The organism is Kitasatospora sp. NPDC057518, from assembly GCF_042802075.1.
In the GTDB taxonomy this organism is placed as follows: Bacteria; Actinomycetota; Actinomycetes; order Streptomycetales; family Streptomycetaceae; genus Kitasatospora.
Genome location: NZ_JBHVEU010000468.1, coordinates 1 through 6,978, shown reverse-complemented (window position 1 = coordinate 6,978; position 6,978 = coordinate 1). Strand labels below are relative to the sequence as shown.

The following is a 6,978-nucleotide window of genomic DNA, read 5'->3' as shown; positions in this document are numbered from 1 at the left end:
GGCCCGGACCGTGCGTCACGGTCCGGGCCTGCGGTGGGGTTACTGACGGTTCGTCACAGCTTCGCGCACTGGCCACCCTTCGGGCCGCTCACGGTGTTGGCGAGGCCGCCGTTCACCGGGGCCGGGGTGTTGCCGGAGCAGTCCAGCGGGCCGCGCACGGTGGTGCCGGCCAGCAGGGTGGCGCCCCGGTTGAGCGCGAGGTGGAGCGGGCCGGACAGGGTGGCGCGCAGGATCGCCGTGGCGCCGGTGGTGCCGCTGACGGCGACCGGGCCGTTCACGGTGGTGTCGCTCAGCACCAGGGTGTTCGCGCCGCGGGCGGAGAGCGGGCCGGACAGGGTGGAGTCCAGCGCGACCAGGGAGGCTCCGGGCTGCACCAGGACCGGGCCGTCGACGGCGGCGCCCTGGAGGCAGGTGACGCCCGAGGTGACGGCGAGCGAGGAGTGCCGGCCGCGCACGGTGGTGGTGCAGGCGGGCAACGCGCCGACGGTGAGCGGCTGTTCGGCCGTCACCCCGCCGACGGTGACGCTCAGCGTCCCGCTGCCGGGGCGCAGCCCGGTCAGGGTGGCGGTGGCCGGGTCGTAGGCGGCGACGGCGGTGCGCGGGGCGCTCGCGGCGGTGCCGATGTGCACGGCGGTGCCGCCCCACTGGGCGGTGACGGGCCAGGCGACGGGCACGGTGCGCTCGCCGTCCTGGGTGAAGGTGGCGTGGACGGGGGCGGTTTCGAGCAGGCCGAGGGCGGTGGGGGCCTGGAGGTCGACGGTGTCGGCGCGGGCGCGGACCTCGGCGCGCAGCCAGGCGGAGGCGTCGTCGGCGGTGGCGTAGGGGTCGGTGACGCGGCCGGCGGCGGGGTTGACGCCGAGCATCGTCCAGCCGGTGAAGCCGCCGCGGTCGGGTTCGGCGGCGGGGCCCTTGCCGGAGTTGCCGTTGATCAGGTGCGGGACGCCGTCGATGCTCTGGGCGTGGAAGGCGCCGACGTGGCCGGTGACCATGGCGGCGGACTTGCCCTTGGTGCGGAAGTCGGCGAGCCACTGCTCGACGAGGGCGGCCTCCTTGCGGTCGCCGAGCTGGCTGCCCTGGTCGGGCAGCGGGTCGCGGGTGGGGTGGTGCTCGAAGAGCAGCAGGCCGGTGACGGACGGGTCCTGGGCGGCGCCGTCGAGGGCGGTGCGCAGGGTGGCGATCTGGTCGAAGCCGCTGCCGCGCAGGGTGCCGAGCGAGCTGTTGAGGGTGACGAAGCGGGTGCCCTTGACGTCGAAGACCTGGGTGGTGTCGCCGAAGGCGGCCTTGAAGTTGTCGATGGTGCCGGGGCCCATGACCTCGTGGTTGCCGGGCACGTAGTGCCAGGGGACGGTGTGGCCGGTGAGCTGGTCGAACTCGTCGAGGAGCGTGCGGGCGAGGGCGAAGTCGGCGGGGGCGGCCTCGTCGACGAAGTCGCCGTCGATGACGAGGAGTTCGGGCTTGGCGGCGGCGATGTCGCGCAGGGTGCGGCGGGCGGCCTGGACGATGTCGCTGTCGGGGCTGCGGGCGATGAACTGGGCGTCGGACATGACGGCGACGCGCAGCGGGCGGCCGTCGACGGTGCCGTGGGTGAGCACGACGGGGTCGGTGACCTTGGGCTGGACGGGCAGTTCGACGTCGGGGGCGACCTTGACGCGCAGGTCGGCGAGGGTGAGGGCGCCGGTGTAGGAGCGGGCGGCGCTGGTCTCCATCAGGCGGAAGCGCTGGAAGGTGAGCGGGTACTGGACGCCGGCGGGGACGGGGAACTCGACCTTGCGCCAGCCGGTCCAGGTGACCATCGGGGCGTCGAGGTTGGCGGTGACGCCGGCGGCGGTGCGGTACTGGACGCGCGGCCAGGCGCCGTTGCCGTCGCCCTCGATCCACATCGTGATCGAGCGGGGCTGGCCGGGCAGCACGATGCCCTCGGGGGCGATGGCGTACTGGCCGCGGGTGCCGGTGGAGTGGGTGAAGTCGTAGGCCAGGCGCAGGCCGTGGGTGCCGTCGGGGCCGGGGGCGGGGGCCGTCGAGCCGCCGGGGGCGCGGTCGTTGCCGGATTTCCAGGCGGCGGCGTCGGAGAAGTCGGCGAACGGCTTCTCGGTCATGCCGACGGTGACGGCGACGGCGCTCTCCAGGGTGCCGACGGCCAGGTGGAGGGTGGCGGACTTCCCGTCGGCCAGGGCCTTGAGGGCGATGGTGCCGTCGGGGGCGGCGCTCGTCTCGACCACGCCCTCGCCGCCGGTGACCTTGACGTCGGCGGCCTCGACGGGTGCGGTGTGGCCGAGCGCGTCGTAGCCGGTGACGGTGAGGCGGGCGGTGGCACCGGCGCCTTCGAGGGCGATCGGCGCGCTGCCGGCGCTGACGCGTACCGCCGGGCCGAGCACGGTCAGCGGCAGGACGGCCTTCGCGGCGCCGGTGGCGGTGACGGCGACCTCGGCGGCGCCGGGGGCGGTGACGGCGACCTCGGCGGCGCCGGGGGCGCGGCCGGTGACGACGGCGTCCAGGCCGCGGCCCTCGACGCTCGCGGTGGCGCCGGTGGCGGTGGACCACGCGGTGGCGGGCGGCGTCGCGGTGACGGCGCCGTACGCCTCGTCGTGGGGCAGGGCGCGCACGGTGCGGTGCAGGCCGGGGAAGAGGCGGGCGGCGGTGTCCACGGCCGGGGCCGGGCGCAGCCGGAAGCCCCTGGCCTGGCCGGAGCCGGGGGTGGAGAACAGGCCGAGGCCGTTGGCGACGGCGCGCTCCCCGCCGTTGTCGGAGGGGCTGCTGACGGTGCCGGCCCGCTCGGCGCCGGGCAGGCGGGCGGCCATCGCGGCGGAGCCGCCGCCGTCCATGTTGAGCGCGTTGTGGGCGCCCATGTCGCGCAGCAGGACGGCGAGGTCGGGCAGGCTGATGCCGGGGCTGTCGGCCTGCCGGCCGTCGACGGTGACCAGGTACATGCGCCGGTTGTCGGCCGAGAAGCCCACGGCGGTACGGGCGTTGAGCTCGTTGCCGTCGTTCTCGCCGGAGCGCTGGGCGACGCCGTCGGCGACCAGGACCTGGTAGCCGCCGACGGCGACGGCGACCTCTCCGAAGGAGGCGCGCGGGCGGTAGCCGACGGAGACCCGGTCGCCGGGCCTGAGGTCGCGCAGGGCGCGGGCGCCGGCCTCGCGGCCGACCAGGACGGTGGCGCCCTCGGGGACGGCGGCGCCGAGCGTGTCGCGGACGGCGGTGACCCGGCCGTCGCGCAGTTCGACCTCGGCGACCTCGGCGGAGCCGTTGGCGACGTTGCCGCGGGTGGCGTCGCCCCAGGCGGGGGTGAAGACGCCGACGCCGTCGGCGGGCAGGCCGTAGGTGTTGACGCCGTTCAGCGTCAGCTCGCGGCCGCCGGGCAGGCTCGCGTGACCCTCCAGGAAGACCTGGGCCATCCGGGCGAGGCCGTCGGTGCCGACGGTGACGGCCTGGTTCCAGCCCTCGACGGGGGCCTGGACCAGGCCGTCCTTGCGGGAGACGCCGACGCCGAGGGGGGCCTCGGAGGCGTTCATGTCGAAGTAGTCGCCGTTGATCGCGGCGACGGCTCCGGCGCCGCGGGCCATGTCGGTGACGCTCTGGCGGGTGGTCACCTTGCCGGAGGAGAGGTAGTCGACGCTCAGGCCCTCGGTGTCCAGGTCGGCGACGAGGACCTTGCCGCGGATCCAGCCCGGGCCGCCGAGGCGGTCGAAGGAGGTCATGGTCAGGCCGGGGGCGATGGGGGTGACCTCGCGGCGGGTGACCACCGACTCCCCGGGGCGGTCCAGGACCAGGCCGGGGTCGGCTTGCGCCCGGCTCGGCGCGGGGACCGGTGCGGCCCAGGCGGGGGCGGCGAGGCCGGGCAGGCCGGCGGCCAGCGCGGTGGCCAGCGCGAGCGCGCCCAGGGCGCGGCGGCGGGTGCGGGTGCGGGTGCCGGCGGGCGGGGGTGGCATGGGGGTCTCCTCGTACGGCGGCGGGCTCGGGCGTCTCCGGCGGCGTGCGGGGCGCCGGAAGTGCCGTTCGCCCGCGGACGGTGCGGCCCGGGGGCGTTTCCTCCCAGGCCGCGGGCAGTCAACCGTGCACGGACGGCCTCCAGTTCACGCGCCGGTGAACCGGCCCGCTCGGCGCCGCGAACAGGCGGGCGGATCCGGTGGGAAGGCTGACGTACCGCCACAAAGGGGGTGCGGCTCGCCCCCTCGGCGTTCGGCCGTTTGCCCCTCCCCCTGGGGCAGGGGGCACAGTGGCGGGCGTGCAGGACGACACGATCACCATCGGCGAACTCGCCGCCCGGACCAGGCTCAGCCTCAAGGCCCTGCGGCTCTACGGCGCGCGGGGGCTGCTGCCGCCCGCCCTGGTCGACCCGCGCACCGGCGTGCGGCGGTACGGCCCGGCGCAGGTCGAGCGGGCCCGGCGGATCGCGCTGCTGCGCGCCGCCGGGCTGCCGCTGGCGCGGACCGCGGCGGTACTGGACGCGGCCGAGTCGGACGGCGACGCGGGCGAGCGGGAGCTGCTGGCGTACTGGCGGGAACGGGAGGCCGAGCACGCGGCCCGCCGGGAGGCGGTGGGCTACGCCCGCGAGGTCCTGGCCGGACGGGGCACGGCCGTGTTCGAGGTCGCCGAGCGCGACGTGCCCGAGCAGCACGTCCTGTTCGTCCGACGGCACGTGGACGCCGCCGCGCTGCCCGGCTTCCTCGCCGAGGCCTCCGGGCTGCTGCTCGGCCGGCTGCGGGAGGCGGGGGCGTGCCTGTCGGGGCCGCTGTTCGCGGTCTACCACGGCCTGGTGGGCGAGGACTGCGAGGCCCTGGTCGAGGTCTGCGCCCCCACCCCGAACGCGGTCGGGCCGAACGGCGTCGGGCCGCACGGCCCGTTCGCGGTGCGCGTCGAGCCCGCGCACCGCGAGGCGTACACCGCCCTGACCCGCCGGCGCACCGCCGCGATGGCCGCCGCCCACGACGCGGTCGCCGCCTGGGTCGCCGCGCGCGGGTACGGGCGGGGCGGGCCGGACCGGGAGGTGTACCACCCGAACTGGGCGACCGCCGGGCCGCAGGAGCACGTCGCGGACGTCGCCGTGCCGCTGGCGGGCGCGGGCGGCCCTCGGAGAGGAGCTGACGACGGGCTCACAACGGGCTGACGCCGCGCTCACGACGGGCTCGTGACGGCGCCCCGGCGGTGACGCGGCGGGGTCGGTCCCGTACGGACGGGCACCGCCCCGGTGTGGAATTGGCCACATTCCAGGGGCCGTTGACGGTCCGAAGTGACCAGGGTCACGTCCGGCGCGCGTTCGCGGCGCCCGGCGGCGCGGCCCCGTGGCGGGACTGGGCGGGCGCCGTGGCGGCACGGGCGAAGGGCCCGTCCGCTTCGGGACCTTGGTCGCGAATCCCCTCGACCTTCGCCCCGGTGGCGCCCCCTCGGAACCGGGGCAACCGTGGACGGTCGCCCGTTGTGACCGGGCGGTGGCGCCGTCCGAGGTGGGCGGCGTCTTCCCCTGCCGTCTACCCGGCGCACGGTGCGCAGTGCGTGCCGTACGCTCCGGAGGACCCCAAGTACATGTCCCAGACCATCGACAACGCCCCGTATACCGCGTTCCACCGCAGGCTGGCCCTCGCCTGTTCGGGCGGACCCCTGCTCGACGGCTACATCCTGAGCATCGTCGGCGTCGCCCTGATCGGGATGCGCCCGGACCTCGGGCTCTCCACCGCCGAGGTCAGCCTGATCGGCGCCGCCGCCCTGGTCGGCATGTTCGTCGGAGGCGCGCTCTTCGGCGTGCTGACCGACAAGATCGGCCGGGAGGTGATGTACACCGCCGACCTGCTCGTGATGGTCGCCTGCTCGGTGCTCTCCTTCTGGGTGGACGCGGTGTGGGCGATCACCCTGCTGCGCTTCGTGCTCGGCATGGCCGTGGCCGCCGACTACCCCATCGCCACCTCGCTGCTCGCCGAGTGGCTGCCCGCCAAGAAGCGCGGCCGCCTGCTCGGGCAGCAGATCGTCGCCTGGTACGCCGGCTCGGTGCTCGCCTACGTGGTGGGCTACCTGTTCCTGGAGCTGGCCGGGCCGGGCAGCTGGCGGTGGATGCTGGCGAGTTCCACGGTGCTGTGCGTGGTGTTCCTGGTGATCCGCCGCGGCTCGCCGGAGTCGCCGCGCTGGCTGGCCGCCAACGGGCGGGTCGGCGACGCGGTGCGGGTGGTCGAGAAGCACCTCGGGGTCCGGGTCGACGGCCGGGAGCTGATGCCCGATCCGGCCGAGCGCGGCCGCCCCGCCGGACTGCGCCTGCTGATGACCCAGCCCTACCGGCGCCGCACCCTGTTCTGCGGCCTGTTCTTCATGTGCCAGGTCGGCCCGCTGTTCGCGATGCTCACCTTCGGCCCGCAGATCCTCTCCTCCTTCGGCATGCCGGGCGGCACCGTGATGGAGACCCTCGGCACCGGCCTGATCAGCCTGGTCTTCCTGCTCGGCTGCTACCCGGCGCTGCGCCTGATCGACACCCGCGGCCGGCGGCCCGTCATCATCTGGTCCTTCGCGCTGATGACCGTCCCGCTGGCGCTGCTGGGCGTGTGGCCCACCGCCCCGGCCGCGATCGCGCTGCTGGCGCTGTGCGCGTACGCCTTCCTGTGCGGCGGGCCCAACGTGCTCGACTGGACGTACCCCAACGAGCTGTTCCCGACCGAGATCCGGGCCACCGCCGTGGGCGTCGCCACCTCGGTGAGCCGGATCGGCGCGGCCGTCGGCACCTACCTGCTGCCGCTATCGCTGACCGGGCTGGGCACCGGCCCGACCATGCTGATCGCCGCCGGGGTCACCGCCCTCGGGCTGCTGGTCTGCGTGGCGTGGGCGGAGGAGACCCGCGGCACCGCGCTGGGCGCCTCCCCTGCCGCCCCCGCTGCCGCCCCCGCTGGTGCCCCTGCTGGTGCCTCCGCCGGCGCGCGGACCGCGCGGGGCGCCGTTCCGGCGCAGCGGGTGGCGCAGACGGCGCGCTGACGGAGGACCGCCCGTGCCGTTTCGGCC

3 protein-coding genes are annotated in these 6,978 nt (G+C 76.2%); 2 read left to right on the top strand and 1 reads right to left on the bottom strand.

From position 1 onward, the window contains the following. Positions 1-53 precede the first annotated feature (53 nt). Positions 54-3,929: a phosphodiester glycosidase family protein gene (locus tag ACFU7Z_RS33370; protein ID WP_380781650.1), complete on the bottom strand. Its 3,876-nt coding sequence runs from the start codon at positions 3,927-3,929 to the stop codon at positions 54-56. A gap of 296 nt (positions 3,930-4,225) precedes the next feature. On the opposite strand from ACFU7Z_RS33370, the gene ACFU7Z_RS33365 reads away from it, so the two are divergent. Continuing rightward, complete coding sequence (locus tag ACFU7Z_RS33365) at positions 4,226-5,107, top strand: MerR family transcriptional regulator (RefSeq protein ID WP_380781648.1); 882 nt, start codon at positions 4,226-4,228, stop codon at positions 5,105-5,107. A gap of 416 nt (positions 5,108-5,523) precedes the next feature. Further along, on the top strand, positions 5,524-6,951 hold the full coding sequence (locus ACFU7Z_RS33360) for an MFS transporter (RefSeq protein WP_380781646.1): 1,428 nt from the start codon (positions 5,524-5,526) through the stop codon (positions 6,949-6,951). Positions 6,952-6,978 lie beyond the last annotated feature (27 nt).